Here is a 23,249-nt window from a genome sequence, read left to right as displayed (position 1 = left end):
GCGCGGACGCTAGCAGCCGCGTGTCACGCGGGTGTGTCCGACCCGGGCGGCCCCGCGCGGGCTCACCCGGTCAGGCGATCTCGAGCAGCCGGGCGGCGGTGCGCTCGTCCACGACCAGGTCGGTCATCGTCCCGGCGCGCAGCGCGGCGAGCAGCGGCACGGCCTTGTTGTCCCCGGCGACCGCGCACAGCCGGCGCGGGATGCGGCGGAGCTGGTCGGGGGACGGCCCGGTCGCGCGCGCGTTCAGGGGGACGTCGCGCCAGGACCCGTCGGCGCGCAGGAACACCGTGCACACGTCGCCGACCACGGCCTGGTCGTGCAGCAGCGTCACGTCGTCGTCGTCGAGGTAGCCCGCGGAGTACACGTGCGAGGGCACCGACCCGGCGACGGAGCCGACCGAGAACAGCGCGATGTCGGCGCGGGACTGCTCGTCGAGCACGCGTCGCACGGACCGCTCCCGCCACATCGCCTGCTTCGTCTCCGGGTAGTCGAAGAACGCGGGGACCGGGAAGTGGTGCACGGTCGCGCCGAACGCGGTGCCGAACGAGGCGATCAGGTCGCTGGCGTACTCGATGCCGGAGGTGCGGGTGTTCGCGGCGCCGTTGAGCTGCACGACGACCGAGCCGTGGGTGACCTTGGGCTGGAGCCGGCGGGACACCGCGGCGAGCGTGGTGCCCCAGGCGACGCCGAGGATCATGTCGGAGTCGAACCAGGACGCCAGCAGCCGGGCGGTGGCGCGGGCGACCTGGTCGAGCGTGTCGAGCTGCTCCCCGGAGTCCGGGACGGGCACGACGTAGGTGTCGATGCCGAACGCCGCGGAGATCGACCGGCCGAGGCTCGGCGCGCGGGTGCTGGACGGCCGCAGCGTGATCTCGACGAGCCCGGTGTCGCGCGCGCGCTTCAGCAGCCGGGACACCGTGGAGCGGGAGGTCCCCAGGTGCCGGGCGATGACCTCCATCTTGACGTCCTGCAGGTAGTACATGGACGCCGCGCGCAGCACGTCCTGCTCCCGGTCTGCCACGACCCACGACCTCCTCGTCGTCGTCCCATCCCTGGGACCTCGGTCCTGCACATTCGTGCACTGCGGTTGCGCGTCTGTTCGTCTGTGGTGACGATAGCGGACAGACAGGACCGAGGTCCCGGTCTGCGGGCGACTCGTCCCCCGCGACTCGGCGACCGGCGGCCGAGCACGGCAACACCGCGATGGAGTGGGACATGAGGACCGCAGCACTGACCCCCCGACTGCGTGACGACGCGCTGGCGACCCTGCGAGCGACCACGGAGGGCGGGCCGGAGCTCGACGTCCTGGTCATCGGCGGCGGCGTCACCGGTGCGGGCATCGCGCTCGACTCCGTGACCCGCGGGCTGTCGACGGCGATCATCGACGCGCAGGACTGGGCGTCCGGCACGTCCAGCCGGTCCAGCAAGCTCGTGCACGGCGGCCTGCGCTACCTGCAGATGCTCGACTTCCACCTGGTCCGCGAGGCGCTGACCGAGCGCGACCTGCTCATCAGCGACCTCGCCCCGCACCTCGTCAAGCCCGTGCCGTTCCTCTACCCGCTGGAGAACCGGGTCTGGGAGCGCGCGTACGTCGGTGCCGGCATCGCCCTGTACGACACCCTCGCGAGCGTCGGCGGCCGCAAGCGCGCCATGCCGCTGCACCAGCACGTCACCCGCAAGGGCCTCGAGCGCAAGTTCCCCGACCTGCGGCACGACGCCGCCGTCGGCGCCATCCAGTACTGGGACGCCAACGTCGACGACGCCCGCCTGGTGTCCACGCTGGTCCGCACCGCCGCCTCGTACGGCGCGCACGCCGCGTCCCGCACCCAGGTCGTCGGCCTCACGACCACCTCCGGCGGGGCCGTCACCGGCGCCGAGCTGCAGGACCTCGAGACCGGCGAGCGGTTCACCGTCCGCGCCCGGCACGTCATCAACGCCACCGGCGTGTGGACCGAGCAGACCGAGTCGCTCGCCGGCACCGAGGGCGGCCTGCGCGTGCTGGCGTCCAAGGGCATCCACATCGTCGTCCCCCGGGACCGGATCGCCGGCAACGTCGGTCTGATCCTGCAGACCGAGAAGTCCGTGCTGTTCGTCATCCCGTGGTCGCGCTACTGGGTGATCGGCACCACCGACACCCCGTACGAGCAGGACCTCACGCACCCCGTGGCGACCAGCGAGGACATCGACTACGTCATCGACCACGCGAACGCGGTGCTGTCCCGGCCGATCACCCGCGAGGACGTCATCGGCACCTGGGCCGGCCTGCGGCCGCTGCTCCAGCCCGGCACCAAGGAGGGCACGTCGTCCGCCAAGGTGTCGCGCGAGCACACCGTCGCCTCCCCCACCCCGGGCCTGACGGTGATCGCCGGCGGCAAGCTCACCACCTACCGGGTGATGGCCAAGGACGCCGTCGACTTCGCGATCGGCTCCCGCGCCACCACGCTGCCGTCCATCACGCACAAGATCCCGCTGGTCGGCGCCGAGGGCCTCGAGGTCCTGCAGCGCCAGTCCCGCGACATCGGCGGCCGCTACGGCTGGGACCGCGGGCGGATGGACCACCTGCTGCACCGGTACGGCTCCCTGCTCGGCGAGCTGCTCGAGATGGTCGACGAGGACCCGCGCCTCGGCGAGCCGCTGGCGCACGCGCCCGCCTACATCGGCGCCGAGGCCGTCTACGCGGTGACCCACGAGGGCGCGCTGCACCTCGACGACATCCTCATGCACCGCACCCGGCTCAACTACGAGCAGGTGGACAAGGGCGTCGGCGCCCTCGAGGAGATCGCCGACCTCGTCGCCCCCCGCCTCGGCTGGGACGACGCGACCCGCGCCCGCGAGATCGACGCCTACCGGCAGCGCGCGGACGCCGAGAACGCCGCGGCGCAGCAGCCCGACGACGCCGCCGCGCAGGCCGCGCGCGACGTCGCCGAGGACCTCGCCCCGCTGGTCGACCTGCACACCACCCCCGTGCGGCCCGGGACCAAGCCCGGTTCGTCGGCCCAGACCCCTGCCAGCGCAGGCCCGGCAGGGACATGATCAGCAGTACCTGAAGTAGACGCGGTCCCCCGGCCGCACTCCGGCAGGCCGCAGATCGACCCGCCGGATCCCTGCGAGACAACGACGTCCGTCAAGAAAGAGGTCGACCGTGGAGTCCATCTCGATCGGTGATGCAGCCATCTCCGAGTTCCTCGGCACCGCGATCCTGCTCCTCCTGGGTGCAGGCGTGGTCGCCAACGTGATCCTGCCGAAGACGAAGGGGTTCGGCGGCGGCTGGCTCCTCATCAACTTCGGCTGGGGCCTCGCGGTCTTCACCGGTGTGTACGTGGCGTTCCAGTCCGGCGCGCACCTCAACCCCGCGGTGACGCTGGGCCTGTGGGCCGCCGGCAAGGACGAGTTCGCCCCCGGCATCGAGGTCAACGCCGCCAACGGGTTCATGTACATCGCGGCGCAGTTCGCCGGCGCGGCCGTCGGTGCGGCGCTGGCCTACCTGGTCTACAAGAAGCACTTCGACGAGGACGCCGACCCCGGCATCAAGCTCGCGGTGTTCTCCACCGGACCGGAGCTGCGCTCGAAGGGCTGGAACTTCGTCACCGAGGTCGTCGCGACCTTCGTGCTGGTGTTCTGGGTCGCGATCAGCGGCAACACCCCCGCCGAGATCGGCCCGCTGGGCGTCGCGCTCGTCGTGGTCGCGATCGGCGCGAGCCTCGGTGGCCCCACCGGCTACGCCATCAACCCCGCCCGTGACCTCGGCCCCCGCATCGCCCACGCGCTGCTGCCGATCAAGGGCAAGGGCTCGTCCGACTGGTCGTACGCGTGGGTGCCGGTGCTCGGTCCCGTCGTCGGCGGCGTGCTCGGCGGCCTCGTCGCGATGTCGCTGTCCTGGGTCGCCTGACCCCCTGACGCACGGTCCGCCCGTCCCCACCCCTGCGGGGTCGGGCGGGCCGGCACTCCCGGCGGCGCGAGCCGTCACCCCCGGCGGCGCAGGCCGTCACCCGCGGCGGCCCCGGTCGCCGCACCCCGCGGCCCCGTGCCGCACCGCTCCCGGCAGCGCCGCCCCCGCGGTGCCGCGCCCACGCCCGACGTGGGCCACCTCGACGCGAAGGAAGACACATGTCCGAGCAGTACGTCCTGGCCATCGACCAGGGCACGACCTCGACCCGCGCGATCATCTTCGACCACGGCGGCCAGATCGTCTCCGTCGGTCAGACCGAGCACCAGCAGATCTTCCCGAAGGCGGGCTGGGTCGAGCACGACCCGAACGAGATCTGGACGAACACCCGCGAGGTCGTCAGCGTCGCCCTGTCGCGCGCCAACAAGACCTACGCCGACATCGCCGCGGTCGGCATCACCAACCAGCGCGAGACCGCCGTGGTCTGGGACCGGACGACCGGCCAGCCCGTCTACAACGCGATCGTCTGGCAGGACACCCGCACCCAGAAGATCTGCGACGACCTCGCGGCGCTCGGCGGCGGCGCGGAGCGCTACAAGGAGCGCGTCGGCCTGCCCCTCGCCACGTACTTCTCCGGCCCGAAGGTGCGCTGGATCCTCGACAACGTCGAGGGCGCGCGCGAGAAGGCGGAGCGCGGCGAGCTCGCGTTCGGCAACACCGACTCCTGGGTGCTGTGGAACATGACCGGCGGTGTCGACGGCGGCATCCACGTCACCGACGTCACCAACGCGTCGCGCACGATGCTGATGAACGTCGACTCGCTCACCTGGAACGAGGAGATCGCGGCGGAGATGGGCGTGCCGCTGTCGATGCTCCCCGAGATCCGGTCCTCGTCCGAGGTCTACGGCCACGGGCGCAAGGGCGGGTTCGTCCCCGGCGTGCCGATCGCCGGCATCCTCGGCGACCAGCAGGCCGCCACGTTCGGCCAGGCGTGCTTCGAGGTCGGCACCGCGAAGAACACCTACGGCACCGGCAACTTCATGCTGCTGAACACCGGCACCGAGCCCGTGCAGTCCAAGAACGGCCTGCTCACCACCGTCGCCTACAAGATCGGCGACAAGCCGCAGGTCTACGCGCTCGAGGGCTCGATCGCCGTCACCGGCTCGCTCGTGCAGTGGCTGCGCGACAACCTCGGCATGTTCACCGACTCGCCGGACATCGAGTACCTCGCCAACAAGGTCGACGACAACGGCGGCGCCTACTTCGTGCCCGCGTTCTCCGGCCTGTTCGCCCCGCACTGGCGCTCCGACGCCCGCGGCGCGCTGGTCGGCCTCACCCGGTACGTCAACCGCAACCACATCGCCCGCGCGGCGCTGGAGGCCACGGCCTTCCAGACCCGCGAGGTGCTCGACGCGATGAACGCGGACTCCGGCGTGGACCTCACCGAGCTCAAGGTCGACGGCGGCATGACCGCCAACAACCTGCTCATGCAGTTCCAGGCCGACATCCTCGACGTGCCCGTCATCCGCCCGAAGGTCGCCGAGACCACCGCCCTCGGCGCCGCGTACGCCGCGGGCATCGCCGTCGGGTTCTGGGAGGGCGAGCAGGACGTCATCGACAACTGGGCCGAGGACAAGCGCTGGACGCCGAACCTCGAGTCCGACGAGCGCGACCGCCAGTACCGGCTGTGGAAGAAGGCCGTCACGAAGACCCTCGACTGGGTCGACGACGACGTGCGCTGACGCCGCACCGCACCAGCACGGCCGACGGCCCCGTCCCTCCTGCGTGGGGGGCGGGGCCGTCGGGCGTGCGGGGCTGGCGGGCGTGCGGGGCCGTCCGGTCAGCGGTCCACCCGCGCGCCCCCGCCGCCGGCCAGCTTCAGCACCTCGGCCTTCGACGCCATCGTCGTGTCGCCGGGGGTGGTCATCGCCAGCGCACCGTGCGCGGCGCCGTACTCGACGGCCGTCGCCAGCGGCTCGCCCTCCAGCAGGCCGTAGACCAGGCCCGACGCGAACGAGTCCCCACCCCCGACCCGGTCGAGGATCTCCAGCCCCGGACGGTGCGTCGCCTGCACCAGGCCCGACTCCCGCGACCACGCGAGCGCGCCCCAGTCGTTGACCGTCGCCGACCGCACGGTACGCAGCGTCGTCGCGATCACCTGGAAGTTCGGGTACGCCGCCGCGACCCGGTCGATCATCGCGGCGAACGAGGCGACCTCGATCGCGGAGATGTGCTCGTCCACGCCCTCGACGGCGAACCCGAGCGAGGCGGTGAAGTCCTCCTCGTTGCCGATCATCACGTCGACCAGACCGGCGATCTCGCGGTTGACCTCCTGCGCGCGGGCCTGGCCGCCGATCGCCTTCCACAGGCTCGGCCGGTAGTTGAGGTCGTACGAGACCACGGTCCCGTGCCGCTTCGCCGCGGTGACCGCCTCGACCACCACCTCCGCGGTCGACTCCGACAGCGCCGCGTAGATGCCGCCGGTGTGCAGCCACCGCACACCCAGCTCGCCGAACAGGTGGTCCCAGTCGACGTCGCCGGGCGCCATCTGGCTCGCCGCGGTCAGCCCGCGGTCCGACACCCCGACCGCGCCGCGCACCCCGAACCCGCGCTCGGTGAAGTTCAGCCCGTTGCGCACCCCCCGGCCGATGCCGTCGTACGGCACCCACCGGATGTACGACGTGTCGACGCCGCCCTGGAGCACCAGGTCCTCGACCAGCCGGCCGACCTCGTTGTCCGCGAGCGCCGTCACGACCGCGGTGCGCAGCCCGAACGCCCGGCGCAGCCCGCGCGCGACGTTGTACTCACCGCCGCCCTCCCAGGCGCGGAACTGGCGGGCGGTGCGGATCCGGCCCTCCCCCGGGTCCAGGCGCAGCATCACCTCGCCGAGGGAGACGGCGTCGTAGCGGGTGTCGGCGGCGGGGCGGATCTGCAGGGTCACGGGGCTCTCCTCGGGACGGCGGTGTCGGGGCGGGGGTTCGGGTCCGGGGCTGCGCCGGACGGCCGGGTCAGGCGTGGACGAGCGGGCGCAGGCTCGCGGCGAGCGCGACGGACTCGGCCACCAGGGCCCGCACGCCGGCGAGGTCGCCGGCGCGGACCCGGTCGCGGGGCACCATCCACGAGCCACCGACCGCGGCGACGCACGGCAGCGCGAGGTACTGGTCGAGGTTCGCCGGGCCGACACCGCCGGTCGGCACGAACCGCAACGCTCCGAACGGGGCCGCCAGCGCCGCGATCGCCGCGGGGCCGCCGGACGTGCCGGCCGGGAAGAACTTCACGGTGCCGAGCCCGAGCTCGAGCGCGGCCTGCACCTCCGTGGCCGTCACCGCGCCGGGCAGCACGGGGACGCCGTGCTCCTGGGCGCGCTCGACCACCGCGCGCGACGTCCCCGGGGACACCACGTACCGGGCGCCGGCGGCCACGGCCCGGTCGACCTGGTCGGCGCTGACCACGGTGCCCGCGCCCACGAGGACGTCGCCGCGGTCGGCCATGACCCGGATCGCGTCGGCCGCGGCGGCCGTGCGGAACGTGATCTCCGCGACGGGCAGACCCCCGGTGACCAGCGCCTCGGCCAGCGGGCCGGCGTCCGCGACCTCGTCCAGGACCACCACCGGCACGATCCGGTGGGCCGCCAGCTGCTCCAGCACCTCGGACATCGGAACTCCTTTGTTTCGCCAGGCGCAACGCACGCTGCGCTCTCCGCAACGCATCGTGGCACACGGCGACCTCCCGCGGCAACGCCGGACTCGCCGGGCCGCCCGGGTTCGCCGAGCGGCCGGCAGGCGCCGGATCCGACCGGCGGGCGCCGAGATAGGTCCGTTCGCACGAGGTAGGTCCGCCGGGCGCCCTGTCTCGACGCGCCGGACCTACCTCGGCGTCGGAAGTCGACGCGCCGGACCTACCTCGGCGTCGGAAGTCGACGCGCCGGTCCTACCTCGGCGGCGGACGCCCGCGCGCCGGTGACCCGGGGTGGCGTCAGGCCGGGGGCAGCGCCAGGCCGGCGGGGAGCAGCGGGGGCACGACAGCGCGGACCCGGCCGTGCAGGTCGGCCATGCGCGCGGGGGTCATCCGGTCGGCGGGCGCGGTGACGCTGAGCGCCGCCACCGGCCGGCTGCCCCGGAGCACCGGGACGGCGAGGCAGGCGATGCCCGGCTCGTTCTCCTGCAGCTCCACGGCGTACCCGCGGTCGCGGGCCCGGGCGAGCTCGTCGGCCAGGCGCGCGACGTCCACCCGGCCGGCGGGCTCGACGGCGTCCACGTACCCGTCGAGCGCGGACGCCGGGGTGTCCCGGAACGCCAGCATCGCGCGCCCGAGCGCCGTCGTCGCCGCCCAGTTGCGCCGGCCCACGGCGGACCACACGCGGACCGGACGCTCGGGCTCGACCTTGTCGAGGTACACCACCTGCACGCCGCTCAGGACCCCGAGGTGCACGAGCTCGTCGGTGGCGGCGCACAGTGCGGTCAGCGCGCCGTGCAGGCGGGCGGGCAGGTCGTCCTCGGCGAAGTACCGGTCGGCGAGCCCGACGGCCGCCGGTCCGAGCCCGTACCTGCCGGTGAGCGGGTCCTGCGCGACGTAGTCGCGGTGCCGCAGCGCGGCGAGCGACCGGTGCACGGTCGTCTTGTGCACCCCGAGCGCGGCGGCCAGGTCGACGAGCGCGATGCCCGCCGGACCCGCGCCCGCGACGACGTCGAGCGCGCGCAGGGCCCGGTCGACGCTCTCGACCGGGGACCCCGCCGTCGTCGCGCCGTCGGCCTGCTCGTCCACCACGGCGCCCACCCTACGGCGCGCCGGTCAGCCGCCGATCGACGAGATGAGCAGCCGGGCGACCTCGAAGTAGATGATCAGCCCGGTGCCGTCGACCAGCGTGGTGATCATCGGCCCCGACACCACGGCCGGGTCGACGCGCACCGCGCGGAGCAGCAGGGGCAGCACGGACGCGACGAGCGACGCCCACACGATCACCGCGGCCGCGGTGACCGCGACGGTCAGCGACACCTCGGGCCCGACGCCGAGCATCCACGCCCGCACCCAGCCGAGCGCGGCGATCGTCACCGCCACGAGCAGGCCGGTGCCGACCTCCTTGCGGACGACGCGCCCGAGGTCCCGCAGCCGCACCTCGCCCACGGCCATCGCCCGGATCACGGTGGTGGTGATCTGGGTCCCCGCGTTCCCGCCGGTGCCGATCAGCAGCGGGATGAAGAACGTGAGCGCGATGACCGTCTCCAGCTCGTCCTCGAACGACCGCAGCACGGTGCCGGTGTACATCTCCGCCACGAACAGCACCAGCATCCAGACGATCCGCTTGCGCCAGAGCATCAGCGGCGTCGCCCGCAGGTAGGGCACGTCGAGCGGCTCCGCGCCGCCCTGGCGCACCGCGTCCTCGGTGGCCTCCCGCTCGAGGATGTCCGCGACGTCGTCCCCGGTGAGGACACCGACCAGGCGGCCGTCGTCCACCACCGGCAGCGCGGCGAGCTGGTGGTCCTGCAGCAGCCGGGCCGCGACCTCCCGGTCCGCCTCGGGCGCGACGGTCACGACGTCCTCGCGCATCAGGTCCGCGACGCGGGCACCCGGCTCGGCGAGCACCAGGTCGCGGAACGTCACGACACCGAGCAGGGCGACCCCGTCCCCGGCGACCGGGTCGCCGGTCACGTAGACCTCGCCCGCCTCCGCCGTGGACGCGGGCTGCGCGCGCAGGGCGTCGACCGCCTCGCGGACGGTCATGGCGGGCCGGACGGTGACGACGTCGGGGTTCATCCGGGCGGCCGCGGACTCCGCCGGCCACGCGAGCAGCCCGCGGACGACGGCCGACCGGACCACCGGCAGCGCCGCGAGCACGGACGCGCGCTCGGCGTCCGGGAGCACCCGCAGCAGCGCTGCGGCCTCGTCCGGGTCGAGCGCGTCGACGAGGCCGGCGGCCACCGTCGGCGGGACGACGTGCACGACCTCGGCGACGGCGTGCGCGTCGAGCGAGCCGAGCAGGTCCGCGGCGCTGGTGGGGTCGAGCAGCCCGACGAGGGTCCGGACCTGCGCGTCGGACAGGTCCGCGAGCTCGTCGGCGCGGGCGCGCGGCTCCGGGGTCGACGCGAGCCAGACCTCGAGGGCCCGGCGGGTGCCGATCGCGACCACGTCGTGCAGGTCGAGCGGGAGCGTCGCGTCGGGGCTGCGGCTGGTGCGGGTGGTGGTGGGGGTCATGTCGCACTCCTGGGCGGGGAGGGGCCGCGCGCGGACGCCCGCGCCGCCGGGCCCCGGAGCGCCCGAGGGCGCGCCGGGGCGGCGGTGCTCCGCCGGGCGCTCCCCGCACCGGTGCGGCACCGTCGGCGGCGCGCTCGTCGCGTGCGGGGCACGGGCGGGCGCGCCGAGGGCGGCGCGGCACGGTCGGGAGGTCGCGGGGCGGACGGACGTCACGGCGAGGCCGTGGCGGATCCCGGGCTCGGCCCGGGCGGAGGCCCTCGGCGCGGGGACGCGCGCGGGGACCGGGTGCGCCGCCCGTGGGCGACGCCGGTGCTCCGACGACGCCGGCCCTGCGACGCACGCGGGCGGGCTCGCCCCGGTGCGGGGCGGCTCAGGCCTGCGTGCGCGGCACGACGGGCGTCGACGGATGCCGACTGCTCGCGCTGTCGTCCATGCGTCCACCTCCTCGCGTCGTGCGGTACCGGGCCGCCGTCGGCCGGCTGCCCGGTGGCACCGTACGCCGCGACGCGGGCCGTGCCAACCCCCGCCCGAGGACGACCGGTGGGTGCTCGGGTGCCCGCGGTCGGGCCTGTGGACGAGGGCGGCCGGTCCCCCCACCGCCACTAGGGTGGACGGCGTGACGCAGGCATGGGACGACGAGTGGCCCTTCCCGGACGAGCCGCCGGCCGAGCCCCCGTACGACCCGTCCGAGGAGCCGCCGTACGAGCCCGAGCCGGCGCGCCGTGCCGCCCGCTCGTCGGTCGCGTCGCCCGCCCGGACCAGCAGCGCACCCGGGGACGCCCGCGACGCCGCCGCCCGTGACGCCGCCGCCCACGGCGACCCGGCGGTCGCACGCCCCGTCGCCCGCCCGGCGCACGACACCACCACCGGCCGCTCCCCCGCCGACGTGCTCCGCGAGGTCTGGGGCTACGACGCGTTCCGCGGCGAGCAGGCCGAGATCATCGACACCGTCGTCCGCGGCGACGACGCCCTCGTGCTCATGCCCACCGGCGGCGGCAAGTCGCTCTGCTACCAGGTGCCTGCGCTCGTGCGCCCCGGCACCGGCGTGGTCGTCTCGCCGCTGATCGCGCTCATGCAGGACCAGGTCGACGCCCTGTCCGCGCTGGGCGTGCGCGCCGGGTTCCTCAACTCCACGCAGGACCTCGGCCAGCGGCGCGCGGTCGAGCAGGCGCTCCTCGACGGGGAGCTCGACCTGCTCTACCTCGCCCCGGAGCGGCTGCGGGTGCCGGAGACGCTCGCGCTGCTGGACCGCGCCGCGATCAGCCTGTTCGCGATCGACGAGGCGCACTGCGTGTCCCAGTGGGGCCACGACTTCCGGCCCGACTACCTGCAGCTGTCCGTGCTGCACGAGCGCTGGCCGGGCGTCCCGCGGCTCGCGCTCACCGCCACCGCGACGGCCGCGACGCGCACCGAGATCGCCGAGCGGCTGGAGCTCACCGACGCGCGGCAGTTCGTCGCGTCGTTCGACCGGCCGAACATCCAGTACCGGATCGTCCCGAAGGCCAGCCCGCGCCAGCAGCTCCTGGACCTGCTGCGCACCGAGCACGCGGGCGACGCCGGCATCGTCTACTGCCTGTCCCGGAACTCGGTCGAGCAGACCGCGGACTTCCTGTCCACCAACGGGGTGCCCGCGCTGCCGTACCACGCGGGCCTGGACCGGCAGGTGCGCGCGCGCAACCAGTCGCGGTTCCTGCGCGAGGACGGCCTGGTCATGGTCGCGACCATCGCGTTCGGCATGGGCATCGACAAGCCGGACGTGCGGTTCGTCGCGCACCTCGACCTGCCGAAGTCCGTCGAGGGCTACTACCAGGAGACGGGCCGTGCCGGGCGCGACGGGCAGCCGTCGACGGCCTGGCTCGCGTACGGGTTGCAGGACGTCGTCCAGCAGCGCCGCATGATCGACACGTCCGAGGGCGACGCGACGCACAAGCGCCGGCTCTCGCAGCACCTCGACGCGATGCTCGCGCTCTGCGAGACCGTCACCTGCCGCCGCGTGCAGCTGCTCGCGTACTTCGGTCAGGAGACCGGGCCGTGCGGGAACTGCGACACCTGCCTGTCGCCGCCCGAGACCTGGGACGGCACCGTCCCCGCGCAGAAGCTGCTGTCCACGGTCGTCCGGCTGGAGCGCGAGCGGAACCAGCACTACGGCGCCGGGCACCTGGTCGACATCCTGGTCGGCAAGCGCACCCCGCGGATCGAGCAGCTCGGGCACACCGCCCTGTCGACGTTCGGCCTGGGCGCCGAGCTGTCCGACACGCAGTGGCGCGGCGTGGTCCGCCAGGTGCTCGCGCAGGGGCTGCTCGGCGTGGACGGCGACGGCTACGGGACGCTGCGGCTCACCGAGGCGAGCGCCGAGGTGCTGCGCGGCGACCGGCCCGTCCCGCTGCGGCACGACGCGAAGCCCGCCGGGCGGTCGTCCCGATCCGGCGGCGGGGGTCGCAGCCGGGCCGCCGCGGCCCCCGAGGTCGAGCTCGGCGACGACGCCGCCGCGCTGTTCCAGCGGCTGCGCGCCTGGCGTGCAGCGACCGCCAAGGAGCAGGGCGTGCCCGCGTACGTGGTGTTCCACGACGCCACACTGCGCGACATCGCGACGGCCCGCCCGACCGACGTCACCGCGCTCGCGCAGATCGGCGGGGTCGGCCAGGCCAAGCTCGACCGCTACGGCCCGGGCGTCATCGCCACCGTCGAGGGGCGCGAGCCGCCGACCGCCGAGGAGACCGCCGCCGCGGCCGCCGCGTCGGGCCTGTTCGCGCAGGACGGCGGCACCGGCGCCTGATGCTCGCCGTCCTGTCCGCGCTCGGCACGATCGCCGTCATCGTCGGGGTGGGCTGGTTCGTCGGACGGACGGGCGCGCTCGGCGACGGCGCGCAGCGGGTGCTCGCCGCGACCGCGTTCACGGTCGCGACCCCCGCCCTGCTGGTCGACACGATCGCGCACGCGGACCTGCACCTCCTCGTGTCCCGGTCGGCGCTGGTGACGTTCGCGAGCACCACGGTCGTCGCGCTGGTCGCGGCCCTGGTGCTGGGGGTGGTGCGCCGCCGGTCCGCGGGCGACGTCGTCGTGGGCGTGCTCGCGTCGTCGTACGTCAACGCCGGGAACATCGGGATCCCGCTGACCGCGTACCTGCTGGGCAGCATCGTCAGCGTCGTGCCGCCGACGCTCTACCAGCAGCTCCTGCTCGGCCCGCTCGCGCTGGTCGTCCTCGACTCCCGGAACCGCCGGGCCCGCGGCGCGGACGTCGCCACCCCGACCGACCGGCACCGGTTCGCCGCCGTGCGCTCGGTCGTCCGCCGGACCCTGCGCAACCCCGTCATCATCGGCACGCTGACCGGGCTCGCGCTCGCCGCCCTGCCGTGGTCGCTGCCGGCCGTGGTGTTCCAGCCGCTGTCGATGCTGGGCGCCGCCGCCCCGCCGCTCGCGCTGCTGACGTTCGGGATGTCGCTGGCCGCGCCCCGGGTGGCGGCCGAGTCGGCGCCGCGCGGGGACGTCGTGCTGGTCGCGGTGCTCCGGTCGGTGGTGCACCCGGCGCTGGCGATCGGGCTCGGCACGCTGATGGGCCTCGAGGGCCACGCGCTGCTCGCGGTCGCCGTGGTCTCGGCCCTGCCGACCGCGCAGAACGTCCTCGTGTACGCGATCCAGTACCGGCACGGCACCGCCCTGTCCCGCGACGCCGGCCTGGTGACGACGGTCCTCGCGGTCCCGGCGCTCCTGGTGGTCGCGGCCGTCCTCGGCTGACCCGCGCTCCCCGCGGGCGCGCGGCAGCCGAGGTCGAGGGTTCCGCGCGACACGCCGGGCGACACGCCGCACACGGTGACGAAACCCTCGACCTGGGACCCGCGGGGTGGATCAGGCGCGGGCGACCGCGGCGTCGAGGGCCGCCAGGTACGCCGCGGGGGCGTCGCGGCGGATGTTGTGGCCCGCCGACGGGACCGGGACGTGGGTCAGGCGGTCGCCCAGCACCGCCGCCGCGCGGGCGGCCTGCGCGGGGGTCACGACACCCGCGCCCGGCGCCGCGGTGAGCAGCGTGACGGGCACACGGACGTCCGCGAGCGCACCCACCCAGTCGCGGCCGGTCCAGTCGTGCGGCACGTCCGCGAGCCGCGGGTCGAGGCGGCTCTTCGCGTCCGCCCACCCGAGGACCTCCTCCGGCGACCAGCCCGGGTTCTCCCGCCGGCCGACCGCCGCGATCTCGGCGACCGACCGCCCGGCGACCGCGGCGAGCGCCGGGGCGAGCCACGCGGGGCGGCCACCGCCTGCGTGCACCGCGTCCGCGGCAGCGCCCGGGTCCGCCCCGGCGCCCGGCTCCGCGGCAGCGCCCGGCTCCGCCCCGACCCACGCCGGGTCCTCGAGCACCAGCCCGGCCACCAGCTCGGGCGCCACCAGCGCGAGCTCCTCGGCGGTCACCCCGCCCATCGAGTGCCCGACGACCAGCGCCGGCCCGAGGTCGAGCTCCCGCAGCGCGCGGGCGGCGTCCGCGGCGAGCGCGCCGATCGAGAACGTCTCGTCCGGCAGCGGCGTGCCGCCGTGCCCGCGGGCGTCGAGCGCCACGACCCGCCGACCCGCCGCGGCGTACCGGGGCAGGACGGTGGGCCAGCAGGCGGACGAGTCGGTGAGCCCGTGCAGCAGGACGACCGGCACCGGCGCCCGACGGCCCCCGGTGCTGCTCACCGGCGGGCGGTGCCGTCGACGGCGTGCGGCTCGATGGCCGCGAGCTCGTCGGCGGACAGCGGCGGCGCGGACAGGGCGGCGACGTTGTCCTCCAGCTGGGCGACCGAGGACGCGCCGATGATCGCCGAGGTCACGCGGTCGTCCCGCAGCACCCAGGACAGGGCGAGCTGCGCCAGGGACTGCCCGCGGCCGGCGGCTATCTCGTTCAGGGCCCGGGCCCGGCTCAGGTACGGCTCGTCGATGGTGTCGGCCGACAGGAAGTGGCTGGTCGCGGCGCGGGAGCCCGCGGGCACCTCGCCAGACAGGTAGCGGCCGGTGAGCAGCCCCTGCTGCAGCGGGGAGAACACGATCATGCCGACGCCGAGGTCGCCCACGGCGTCGAGCAGCGACTCGGACTCGCCCTCGGCGACCTGCTCCACGTGCCGGTTGAACATCGAGTACGACGGCTGGTGGATCAGCAGCGGGGTGCCCAGGTCGGCGAGGATCCGCGCGGCCTCGCGCGTCCGGGACGGCGAGTAGTTCGACACCCCGGCGTACAGCGCCCTGCCGCTGGTCACGGCGGTGTGCAGCGCGCCCATCGTCTCCTCCAGCGGGACGGACGGGTCGGGCCGGTGCGAGTAGAAGACGTCGACGTAGTCGAGACCGAGCCGGGTCAGCGACTGGTCGAGCGAGGACAGCAGGTACTTCCGCGAGCCGCCGTCGCCGTACGGCCCGGGCCACATGTCGTAGCCGGCCTTGGAGGAGATGACGAGCTCGTCGCGGTAGGGCGCGAGGTCCTGCGCCAGGTGCCGCCCGAAGTTCGCCTCGGCCGAGCCGTAGGGCGGGCCGTAGTTGTTCGCGAGGTCGAAGTGCGTGATGCCCAGGTCGAACGCCCGCCGGATGACCGCGCGCTGCGTCTCCATCGGCGTGGTGTCGCCGAAGTTGTGCCACAGACCCAGCGACAGCGCGGGCAGGTCGAGTCCGCTGCGTCCGGTGCGGCGGTACGGCATGGACGCGTACCGGTCGTCCGCGGCGCGGTGAACGGGCATGGTCGGCATCGACGATCCTCTTCTCGTAGGCGGGCGGGAGCACCCGGGACCACGCTAGCCGCCGCCACCGACGTCCCGGCAGGTGAGAGGATCGCCCGGTGCTGCACGTCGTGTTCTTCGAGCCCCGCATCCCCGGCAACACCGGCAACGCCATCCGCCTGGCCGCTGCCACGGGGGCGACGCTGCACCTCGTGGAGCCGCTGGGGTTCGTGATGGACGAGCCCCGCCTCAAGCGCGCCGGCCTCGACTACCACGACCTCGCGCACGTCGTCGTGCACGCGGACCTCGACGCCGCGATGGCGGCGCTCCCCGGGCGGGTGTTCGCGTTCACCACGCACACGACGACCCGGTTCACCGACGTCGCCTACCAGGACGGCGACGCGCTGCTGTTCGGCCCCGAGCCCACCGGCCTGCCGCCCGAGGCCCTCGCGCACCCCCGCGTCACCGAGCAGCTGCGCATCCCCATGCAACCGGGCCGCCGGTCGCTCAACCTCACCAACGCGGCCGCCACCGCTGTCTACGAGGCCTGGCGGCAGCTAGGCTTCCCGGGCGGTATCTGACACGTCGCCCGATCGGGTCTTACATGCCGGACCATTCCGTGCAGGGGTGCACGGGGTCCGCCATGCTCACGCGGCACGCACCGTCGACCGAGGGAGCCTCCCGGTGGCCACCACGAACCGCAGCATCCTGCGCCGGAAGTCCGTCGAGGACTCGCTGGCCACCACGGACGACCCGGACCGGTCCCTCAAGCGGGACCTGACGGCCTGGGACCTCGCCGTCCTCGGCGTCGCCGTCGCGGTCGGCGCGGGCATCTTCTCCGTCGGCGCGACCGCCGCCGCGAACTACGCCGGACCGGGCGTCATCGTCTCGTTCCTCATCGCGTCCGTCGTCTGCGCCCTGGCGATCATGTGCTACGCCGAGTTCGCCTCGACGCTGCCGGTCGCCGGGTCGGCGTACACGTTCTCCTACGCGACCGCCGGGGAGTTCGTCGCCTGGATCATCGGCTGGGACCTCATCCTCGAGATGCTGCTCGCGGCCGCGGTGATCGCGAAGTTCTGGGGCGTGTACCTGGGCGACGCGTTCTCCCTGTTCGGCGTCGACATCCCGACCACCGTCAGCCTCGGGCCGGTCGACCTCGACTGGGGCCCGGTGCTCGTCGTCGGGGTGTTCACCACCCTGCTGGCGATCGGCACCAAGCTCAGCACCCGGATCAACAGCGTGTTCACGATCATCAAGGTCGGCATCACGCTGTTCGTCATCGTCGCGGGCTTCTTCTACGTCCGCGCCGAGAACTACACGCCGTTCATCCCGCCGTCGCAGCCCGCGGAGAGCCAGTCCGGTCTGCACCAGCCGCTGTTCGCGTTCCTGTCCGGGTTCGACCCGTCGACCTACGGCGTCATGGGCCTGCTGTCCGGCGCGGCGCTGGTGTTCTTCGCGTTCATCGGGTTCGACGTCGTCGCGACCACCGCGGAGGAGACGAAGAACCCGCAGCGTGCGGTCCCCCGCGGCATCCTCGGCGGTCTCGCCATCGTCACCGTGCTCTACATCCTGGTCACCGTCGTGGTCACCGGCATGGTGTCCTACACCGACCTCGCCGCGTCCGGGTCCCCGTCGCTGACCACCGCGTTCGTGCTGGTCGGGGCCGACTGGGCCGGCAAGGTCATCTCCATCGGCATCCTCGTCGGACTGACCTCCGTCATCATGGTGCTGCTGCTCGGCCTGACCCGGATCGTGTTCGCGATGAGCCGCGACGGCCTGCTGCCCCGCGGCATCTCCCGCACCTCGCGCAAGTACAAGACGCCGATCCGCCTGCAGGTCGGCGCGGGGATCGTCGTCGCGGCGATCGCCGGGCTGTCGAAGGTCGAGCTGCTCGAGGAGATGATCAACATCGGCACGCTGTCCGCGTTCGTGCTGGTCAGCTTCGGCATCCCGATCCTGCGCCGCACCCGGCCCGACCTCACCCGCGGCTTCAAGGTCCCGTGGTCGCCCGCGCTGCCGATCATCTCCGGCGTCGCCTGCCTGTGGCTGATGTCGAACCTGACGACGCTGACCTGGCTGCGGTTCGCCGCGTGGCTGGCCGTCGGCATCGTCATCTACGCGCTGTACTCCTACCGGCACTCGCGGGTCGGCCGCGGCGAGGCCCCCGACCCGGCCGTCGAGCTGCCCGCCCCGACCGGCGGGCACTGAGGCCCGACCGTGCCGACCGGCCGGCTCCGGGACGCGCCCCGCTTCCACGCGGAGACGCCCGAGCAGTGGCGTGACTGGCTCGCCGAGCACCACGGCACCTCGGCCGGCGTGTGGCTCGCGCGCTGGAAGCCCGCGACCGGCCGGCCGACGTTCGGCTACGAGGCGATGGTCGAGGAGGCCCTCGCGGTCGGCTGGATCGACGGCCAGGCCTGGGCGCCCGACGACGAGGTGACCCTGCTGTGGTTCACCCCGCGGCGGCCCGGCAGCGTCTGGTCCCGGCTCAGCAAGGAGCGGGTCGCCCGCCTCGAGGCCGCGGGCCGGATGCAGCCCGCGGGCGCCGCGGTGATCGCCGCCGCGCGCGCCGACGGGTCGTGGACGCGGCACGACGACGTCGAGGCGCTGGTCCTCCCCGACGACCTGGTGGCGGCCCTCGACGCCCTCCCCGGCGCACGGGACCGCTGGGACGGGTTCCGGCCCGGCGCGCGCAAGGCGGTGCTGCGCTGGCTGGTCGACGCGCGGCGCCCCGGGACCCGGGCGGCACGCGTGGCGGAGGCCGCGCGGCTGGCGGCCGAGGGCGTGCCCGCGCGGCGGTGACCACCACGGTCGGGCACGTACGGTGGACGACACCGCCCCCACCCCCGCTCGCGAGGAGCCGCCCGTGTTCACCACCCGCCCCGAGCTCGTCGGCACGCACGGCATGGTCGCCTCCACGCACTGGCTCGCCAGCGCCGTCGGGATGTCCGTGCTCGAGGCGGGCGGGAACGCGTTCGACGCGGCCGCCGCCGCGGGGTTCACGCTGCAGGTGGTCGAGCCGCATCTGAACGGCCCCGGGGGCGACGCGCCGATCATCGGGCACCGGGCGGCCGACGGGCGCACGTTCGTCGTCGACGGCCAGGGCACGGCGCCCGCCGGCGCGACCATCGAGGCGTACACCGACCTCGGGCTCGACGTCGTCCCCGGCACCGGGCAACTCGCGGCGGTCGTGCCGGGCGCGTTCGGGGCGTGGCTCGACCTGCTCGCCCGGTACGGCACGCTGCCGCTGGCCGACGTCCTGTCCCCCGCGATCGGCTACGCGCGCGACGGCTACCCGCTGGTGCCCGCGGCGGTGCGGACGATCCGGACCGTCGAGCGGCTGTTCGCCGAGCACTGGCCCACCTCCGCGGCGGTCTACCTGCCGGGCGGGTCCGTGCCCGAGGCCGGCGCGCGGTTCACCAACCCCGACCTCGCCGCGACGTACACCCGGGTGCTGGCCGAGGCGCAGGCCGCGGGCGCCGACCGTCTGGCGCAGATCGAGGCGGCGCGGCGCGCGTTCTACGAGGGGTTCGTCGCCGAGGCCGTGGCCGCGCACGTCCGGACCCCTGTGCTCGACTCGTCCGGCACCGCGCACGCCGGGCTGCTCACCGCCGACGACCTCGCCGGCTGGCGCGCCACCGAGGAGCCGACCGTCGCCGTCGACTTCGCCGGCGTGCGGGTGCACAAGACCGCGGCCTGGGGCCAGGGGCCGGTGCTGCTCCAGCAGCTGCAGATGCTCGACGCGCTGGGCGTCGCGGACGCGGACCTCGGGTCGGCAGAGCTCGTGCACACCGCGCTGGAGGTCACGGAGCTGGCGTTCGCCGACCGGGAGGCCTGGTACGGCGACCCCGCTGACCGCGACGTCCCGCTCGCCGCGCTGCTCGACCCCGCGTACGCCGAACAGCGCGCGCGCCTGGTCGGGCCCGAGGCCGCCGACGGCGTGCGCCCGGGCTCCCCCGCCGGCAGGACCCCGCGGCTCGCGACCCTGTTCGGCACGCCCACCGCGGGCCCCGACGGCGCGCCGGTGTGGCCGGGCCGGTTCGAGGACGCGGGCGCGGTCGGCGCGGTCGGGACGGGTGAGCCCACCCGCGGGCCTGGGCCTGGGCCCGGGCCGACGCCGGTCGACGGCCCCGCCCTGGACGTCCGGCCCGGCGGCGAGACCCGGGGCGACACCTGCCACGTCGACGTCGTCGACCGGTGGGGCAACCTCGTGTCCGCGACCCCGTCCGGCGGCTGGCTGCAGAGCTCGCCCGTCGTGCCGGGCCTCGGGTTCGGCCTGCCGACGCGCGCCCAGATGTTCTGGCTCGAGCCCGGGCTGCCGTCGTCGCTCGCCCCCGGCCGCCGACCCCGGACCACCCTGAGCCCCGGCCTGGTCCTGCGCCCGGACGGCAGCGGGTTCGCGTTCGGCACCCCCGGCGGCGACCAGCAGGACCAGTGGACGATCCCGTTCCTCCTGCACCACCTGGTCGGCGGGCTCGACCTGCAGGCCGCCATCGACGCCCCCGGCTGGCACTCGACGCAGGTGCCGTCCTCGTTCCACCCGCGCACCAGCACCCGGCGGGGCGTCGAGGTCGAGTCGCGGCTCGGCGCGGACGTGCTCGCCGACCTGGCCCGTCGCGGCCACGCCGTCCACGACGCCGGCCCGTGGTCGCTCGGCCGCGTCAGCGCCGCGGGCCGCCGCCCCGACGGCCTCCTGCACGCCGCCGCCAACCCCCGCGGCATGCAGGGCTACGCCGCCGGCCGCTGACCCCGCCCCGGACCCCGACCCCCGCCCCACCCCACCCGGGTGGATCCACCCGGTGCGACTCGCCGACGCGCGCCGTCAGATCGACTCCACACCCCGCGGCAGCTCGCGCCGTGTGGATCCACCCGGTGCGACTCGCCGACGCGCGCCGTCAAATCGACTCCACACGCCGCGGCAGCTCGCGCCGTGTGGATCCACCCGGGGCGACTGGCCGACGCGCGCCGTCGCGGTGACTCCACTCCCCGGGTGGATCCACCCCGGGCAGCAGAACCGACCCAGGACCGCCGCCCCGGGGAACAAGTTGCCCCACGCAACCGTTGTGATAGTTTGCCTGCAGCAACCAAGAGAGGTCCCCCCTGTGCCCAGCACCCTGACCCACCGCGCGCTCGTCGACGCGATCGCCCGCCTGCAGCGGGTGCAGCGCGAGGTCGCGACCGAGATGGCCCGCGAGCTCGACTGCCCCCGGGCGGCCCTGAGCACCTTGTGGCTGCTCGACAAGCGCGGGGCGCTCGGCATCGGGGACCTGGCGCAGCACCTGCACGTCGACATCTCCGTGGCCAGCCGCCAGGCCAGCCAGCTCGTCGACGCCGGCTACGCCGAGCGCACCACCCCGGACGCGCCGGGCACCGACCGCCGCGTCCGCACCGTCCGCCTCACCGAGCAGGGCCGGCAGTTCACCGCGACGACCAAGCAGACCCTCGACGAGCGCGCGGCGCGGATCTTCGGCGCCTGGACGCCCGAGGACCTCGCCGAGGCGGTCGCGGTGATCGAGCGGGTGTCGGACTCCGTCGCCGGCATCGGGCCCGCGCTCACCGACGACGTCGCGGCCGACCGCGACCTCGTCGCCACGGCCACCTGAGCCACCGGGCCCCGCGCCCCACCGATCACGCGTCCCCCCGGGCGCGCAGCACCACCACCCTCACGTCCGCCGCCGACGCCGGGCACCGCACCACCGTCGAAAGCAGAGTCCCCATGTCCAGCACCACCCGGGCCGAGAGCCCCGCACCGGTGACCTCCCCGGCCACCGCGTCCCCCACCGACGCCCCCGCCCCCGCGATGAACCACCGTCAGGTGATGGAGTCGCTCTCCGGCATCCTGCTGGGGATGTTCGTGTCGATCCTGGCCACGAGCGTCGTGTCGAGCTCGCTGCCGAAGATCGTCAGCGACCTGAACGGCTCCCAGTCGTCCTACACCTGGGTCGTCGTCGCGACCCTGCTCACCACCACGATCACGACCCCGATCTGGGGCAAGCTGGCCGACCTCGTCGACCGCAAGCTCCTCATCCAGCTCGCGCTGGTCATCTCCGTGCTGTCCTCCGCGGCGGCCGGGTTCTCCCAGGGCGTCGGGTTCCTCATCAGCATGCGCGCCCTCCAGGGCATCGGCGCCGGTGGCCTCACGGCCCTCGCGACCGTCCTGATCGCCGACATCCTCAGCCCGCGCGAGCGCGGCAAGTACATGGGTCTGATGGGCGGCATCATGGGCGTCGGCATGGTCGGCGGCCCGCTGCTCGGCGGCGTCCTGACCGACACGCTGAGCTGGCACTGGAACTTCTTCGTCGGCCTGCCGTTCGCGGTCGCCGCGATCATCGTGCTCCAGCGCACCCTGCACCTGCCGAAGCGCGCCCGGAAGGTCGTGTCGATCGACTACTGGGGCGCCGCCCTGATCTCGGCGGGCATCGCGACCCTGCTGCTCTGGGTGACGTTCGCGGGCACGAACTTCGACTGGCTGTCCTGGCAGACCGCCGTGATGGTGCTCGGCGCGCTCGTCGTCCTCGCCGTGGCCGTCGTGGTCGAGACCAAGGTCGCCGACCCGATCATCCCGATGCACCTGTTCAAGAACCGCACCGTCGTCCTGTCCGTCATCGCGTCCGTCGCGGTGGGCGTGGCGATGTTCGGCACCTCGGTGTTCCTCAGCCAGTACATGCAGGTGGCGCGAGGCAAGACGCCGACCGAGTCCGGCCTGCTGACCGTCCCGATGATCCTGGGCCTGTTCCTGTCGTCCACGGTCGCGGGGCGCCTCATCACGAAGTACGGCCGCTACAAGGGCTTCATGGTCGCCGGCGCGGTCGCGCTGACCGCCGGCCTGGCGCTGATGGGCACGATCCGGTTCGACACGAGCTTCGTGCTGGTCAGTCTGTACATGTTCGTCATGGGCGCGGGCGTCGGCATGCTGATGCAGAACCTCGTGCTCGCGGTGCAGAACATCCTGGACGTCTCCGAGATCGGCTCCGGCACGGCCACGGTCGCGTTCTTCCGGACGCTCGGCGGCGCGATCGGCGTCTCGGCGCTCGGCGCGGTGCTCGGCAACCGGATCACCGCGTACCTGACCGACGGGCTGCTCGCGGCGGGCATCGACCCGTCGGCGCTCGGCGGCGGCACCTCCTCGGTGCCCGACGTGTCCAGCATCCCGGAGCCGGTGCGGTCGATCGTGGAGTCGTCGTACGGCCACGGCATCGCGGACCTGTTCCTCTACGCGGTCCCGCTCGGCGTGGTCGCGCTGATCGCGGTGCTGTTCCTCCAGGAGGTCCCGCTCGGCCGCCGCAGCGGCGTGGAGCAGCTCCTCGACTCCGACACGGCAGCCGACGTCGCCGAGGCCGGCACCCCCGGCGCGCAGCAGGCCGCCGGCGCGCAGGCCGAGGCCGAGGCCGCGCAGGCCGCCGCCCCCGCCGACGCCCCGGCAGGCACCCGCGCCTGACCGGCAGCACGCACGACGCACGACGCCCGGCCCGTCCCCCGACGGCCCGGGCGTCGTG

At 74.6% G+C, this 23,249-nt stretch carries 18 protein-coding genes; 11 read left to right on the top strand and 7 right to left on the bottom strand.

The window, feature by feature from the left end:
• Window positions 1-70: 70 nt before the first annotated feature.
• Window positions 71-1,021, bottom strand: a complete 951-nt coding sequence (locus ACFVXN_RS00675) for a sugar-binding transcriptional regulator (RefSeq protein ID WP_389225714.1) — start codon at window positions 1,019-1,021, stop codon at window positions 71-73.
• Window positions 1,022-1,215: 194 nt separating this feature from the next.
• On the opposite strand from ACFVXN_RS00675, the gene ACFVXN_RS00670 reads away from it, so the two are divergent.
• The 3 genes from ACFVXN_RS00670 (at window position 1,216) to glpK (ending at window position 5,628) form a co-directional block, all read left to right on the top strand.
• A complete protein-coding gene (locus ACFVXN_RS00670; protein ID WP_389225711.1) occupies window positions 1,216-3,033 on the top strand; it encodes a glycerol-3-phosphate dehydrogenase/oxidase in 1,818 nt (605 codons plus the stop codon).
• Between the two features lie 109 nt (window positions 3,034-3,142).
• Complete coding sequence (locus tag ACFVXN_RS00665; protein ID WP_389225708.1) at window positions 3,143-3,889, top strand: MIP/aquaporin family protein; 747 nt, start codon at window positions 3,143-3,145, stop codon at window positions 3,887-3,889.
• Between the two features lie 218 nt (window positions 3,890-4,107).
• A complete protein-coding gene (gene glpK, locus ACFVXN_RS00660; protein WP_389225705.1) occupies window positions 4,108-5,628 on the top strand; it encodes a glycerol kinase GlpK in 1,521 nt (506 codons plus the stop codon).
• A gap of 98 nt (window positions 5,629-5,726) precedes the next feature.
• Here glpK and ACFVXN_RS00655 read toward each other — a convergent pair whose 3' ends face one another.
• The 4 genes from ACFVXN_RS00655 to mgtE form a co-directional block, all read right to left on the bottom strand.
• A complete protein-coding gene (locus ACFVXN_RS00655; RefSeq protein WP_389225702.1) occupies window positions 5,727-6,827 on the bottom strand; it encodes a sugar kinase in 1,101 nt (366 codons plus the stop codon).
• 67 nt (window positions 6,828-6,894) lie between these two features.
• Entirely contained in the window at window positions 6,895-7,542 is a 648-nt protein-coding gene (eda, locus tag ACFVXN_RS00650; protein WP_389225699.1) for a bifunctional 4-hydroxy-2-oxoglutarate aldolase/2-dehydro-3-deoxy-phosphogluconate aldolase, read from the bottom strand.
• Between the two features lie 319 nt (window positions 7,543-7,861).
• Window positions 7,862-8,653: an IclR family transcriptional regulator gene (locus ACFVXN_RS00645; protein ID WP_389225696.1), complete on the bottom strand. Its 792-nt coding sequence runs from the start codon at window positions 8,651-8,653 to the stop codon at window positions 7,862-7,864.
• Window positions 8,654-8,677: 24 nt separating this feature from the next.
• Window positions 8,678-10,078 carry a magnesium transporter gene (mgtE, locus tag ACFVXN_RS00640; RefSeq protein WP_389225693.1) on the bottom strand — a complete coding sequence of 467 codons (1,401 nt, stop codon included), beginning with the start codon at window positions 10,076-10,078 and terminating at the stop codon, window positions 8,678-8,680.
• A 607-nt stretch (window positions 10,079-10,685) separates the two neighbouring features.
• Here mgtE and recQ point away from each other — a divergent pair.
• Window positions 10,686-12,854 (top strand): DNA helicase RecQ, encoded by a 2,169-nt coding sequence (gene recQ / locus ACFVXN_RS00635; RefSeq protein ID WP_389225690.1) that lies wholly within the window; start codon window positions 10,686-10,688, stop codon window positions 12,852-12,854.
• A complete protein-coding gene (locus ACFVXN_RS00630; RefSeq protein WP_389225687.1) occupies window positions 12,854-13,813 on the top strand; it encodes an AEC family transporter in 960 nt (319 codons plus the stop codon). Before recQ ends, ACFVXN_RS00630 begins: the two co-directional genes overlap by 1 nt.
• Window positions 13,814-13,924: 111 nt before the next feature.
• Here ACFVXN_RS00630 and ACFVXN_RS00625 read toward each other — a convergent pair whose 3' ends face one another.
• Complete coding sequence (locus ACFVXN_RS00625; RefSeq protein ID WP_389225684.1) at window positions 13,925-14,746, bottom strand: alpha/beta fold hydrolase; 822 nt, start codon at window positions 14,744-14,746, stop codon at window positions 13,925-13,927.
• Window positions 14,743-15,783 (bottom strand): L-glyceraldehyde 3-phosphate reductase, encoded by a 1,041-nt coding sequence (gene mgrA, locus ACFVXN_RS00620; protein WP_389225681.1) that lies wholly within the window; start codon window positions 15,781-15,783, stop codon window positions 14,743-14,745. Before mgrA ends, ACFVXN_RS00625 begins: the two co-directional genes overlap by 4 nt.
• 89 nt (window positions 15,784-15,872) lie before the next feature.
• On the opposite strand from mgrA, the gene ACFVXN_RS00615 reads away from it, so the two are divergent.
• From ACFVXN_RS00615 to ACFVXN_RS00590, 6 genes are all read left to right on the top strand, one after another.
• A complete protein-coding gene (locus tag ACFVXN_RS00615) occupies window positions 15,873-16,334 on the top strand; it encodes a tRNA (cytidine(34)-2'-O)-methyltransferase (protein ID WP_389225678.1) in 462 nt (153 codons plus the stop codon).
• A gap of 103 nt (window positions 16,335-16,437) precedes the next feature.
• Entirely contained in the window at window positions 16,438-17,961 is a 1,524-nt protein-coding gene (locus ACFVXN_RS00610; RefSeq protein ID WP_389225675.1) for an APC family permease, read from the top strand.
• A 9-nt stretch (window positions 17,962-17,970) separates the two neighbouring features.
• Window positions 17,971-18,555: a YdeI family protein gene (locus ACFVXN_RS00605; protein ID WP_389225672.1), complete on the top strand. Its 585-nt coding sequence runs from the start codon at window positions 17,971-17,973 to the stop codon at window positions 18,553-18,555.
• Window positions 18,556-18,658: 103 nt separating this feature from the next.
• The gene (locus ACFVXN_RS00600; protein ID WP_389227792.1) at window positions 18,659-20,500 is read left to right on the top strand and encodes a gamma-glutamyltransferase family protein; all 1,842 of its coding nucleotides are present in this window, start codon (window positions 18,659-18,661) and stop codon (window positions 20,498-20,500) included.
• Between the two features lie 355 nt (window positions 20,501-20,855).
• Complete coding sequence (locus ACFVXN_RS00595; RefSeq protein WP_389225669.1) at window positions 20,856-21,356, top strand: MarR family winged helix-turn-helix transcriptional regulator; 501 nt, start codon at window positions 20,856-20,858, stop codon at window positions 21,354-21,356.
• Window positions 21,357-21,469: 113 nt separating this feature from the next.
• On the top strand, window positions 21,470-23,191 hold the full coding sequence (locus tag ACFVXN_RS00590; protein ID WP_389225666.1) for an MFS transporter: 1,722 nt from the start codon (window positions 21,470-21,472) through the stop codon (window positions 23,189-23,191).
• Window positions 23,192-23,249 lie beyond the last annotated feature (58 nt).

The organism is Cellulomonas sp. NPDC058312 (assembly GCF_042880135.1).
Lineage (GTDB): Bacteria > Actinomycetota > Actinomycetes > Actinomycetales > Cellulomonadaceae > Cellulomonas.
This window is presented reverse-complemented; position numbering and strand designations above follow the sequence as displayed.

Bases quoted from the DNA above. Each gene is read 5' to 3' on its own strand.
- ACFVXN_RS00670 (WP_389225711.1), top strand. From the start codon at position 1,216: ATGAGGACCGCAGCACTGACCCCCCGACTGCGTGACGACGCGCTGGCG.
- glpK (WP_389225705.1), top strand. From the start codon at position 4,108: ATGTCCGAGCAGTACGTCCTGGCCATCGACCAGGGCACGACCTCGACC.
- eda (WP_389225699.1), bottom strand. From the start codon at position 7,542: ATGTCCGAGGTGCTGGAGCAGCTGGCGGCCCACCGGATCGTGCCGGTG.
- mgtE (WP_389225693.1), bottom strand. From the start codon at position 10,078: ATGACCCCCACCACCACCCGCACCAGCCGCAGCCCCGACGCGACGCTC.
- ACFVXN_RS00630 (WP_389225687.1), top strand. From the start codon at position 12,854: ATGCTCGCCGTCCTGTCCGCGCTCGGCACGATCGCCGTCATCGTCGGG.
- mgrA (WP_389225681.1), bottom strand. From the start codon at position 15,783: ATGCCGACCATGCCCGTTCACCGCGCCGCGGACGACCGGTACGCGTCC.
- ACFVXN_RS00600 (WP_389227792.1), top strand. From the start codon at position 18,659: ATGGTCGCCTCCACGCACTGGCTCGCCAGCGCCGTCGGGATGTCCGTG.
- ACFVXN_RS00590 (WP_389225666.1), top strand. From the start codon at position 21,470: ATGTCCAGCACCACCCGGGCCGAGAGCCCCGCACCGGTGACCTCCCCG.